The sequence below is a fragment of the Streptomyces aureus genome (genome assembly GCF_001418135.1).
Lineage (GTDB): Bacteria > Actinomycetota > Actinomycetes > Streptomycetales > Streptomycetaceae > Streptomyces > Streptomyces aureus_A.
Genome location: NZ_LIPQ01000632.1, coordinates 1 through 1,106 on the forward strand (window position 1 = coordinate 1; position 1,106 = coordinate 1,106).

Here is a 1,106-nt window from a genome sequence, read left to right on the forward strand (position 1 = left end):
GGGCGCACCGAACCCGGGCTGCCGTAGGCCTCCACGCGCGCGTGGAGCTCGCCCGTGAAGTCCGGGACGTCGATCTGGTCGAATTCGCGGACCTCGCTGATGCCGACCGTCGCGCTGTACGGGGCGATGGTGTCGATCTTCACCAGGCCGGCCCGGCCGTTCGTCACCGTCACGTTCCAGTGGGCGAACCGGGCCCCGTAGAGGGGACCGGCGGAGGCGTCGCCGCCGTGCCGGCCGTTGTTCTCGACCGTGATCTCGGTCCGCACGTTCGCGAAGGGCATGCCCCGGTGGGTGTCGAAGGTGCCCATCTCCATCACGCCGCGCGACCAGACGTTGTGGCTGGACAGGCCCTCGACGTTGATGCCGTGCAGCTGGGTGCCGGCGGGCGCCGGGACCGTACGGGCCGCGATGCGGAAGTCCTCGACCAGGTTGTCGTGGGCGCCCTCCCGGCAGAAGTACGGGTGGTGGGAGCCGCGGCCCTCCACCCGGGTACGGCGCAGGGTGCAGGCGGAGGCGGCGACGAGCCCGAAGCCGTTGTCGACGTGCCGGACCACCACGTCCTCCGCCCAGCAGTCGTACGCGCACTGGAAGGTGACGCCGTTGTGGCCCTTGTCCAGGAGGTGCGGGGACTGCGGGGTCTCGACCGCCTCCAGGGTCAGGCCCACCACCCCGGAGTCGGTGAGGGCCTCCGTCCCGGAGACGATCCGGGGGTCCCACTCCGGGCGCGCGTCGAGCGGCAGCGGGCGCTCCAGGGTGACCGTCCGGCCGCGTACGGCGGTGATCCGCACGGGCCACTCGTAGGGGACGTAGCTGGTCAGCTTGGTCTTGTCGGCCCAGACGTACGCCTCCGGGCCCGCGCCGTCGCCCGCCATGTGCTCCAGGAGCGTGTGGCCGGCGTCGTCGGCGAGGCGGAGGACGACGAGTTGGCCGCGCCGGAGTGCCGAGGCGTCGTCGACCGTGACGGTACGGTCGCCCCGGCGGCCCGGGCGGACCGTCGTCAGGGTGCTCCACTCGTCGCGCCTGTTGCCGGTCCAGCCCTCGAAGGGCCAGGCCCGGTCCCGTATCGCTGCGACGAGGGAGGCGTGCCGGGCCTGGCCCTTCGAGGG

Annotated in this window: 1 protein-coding gene; it reads right to left on the reverse strand. The window is 73.1% G+C overall.

Annotated features, from left to right (window positions below):
- Positions 1–1,106: hypothetical protein (locus AOK00_RS35425; protein WP_055604210.1), on the reverse strand; the 1,106-nt coding region annotated here is incomplete at both ends.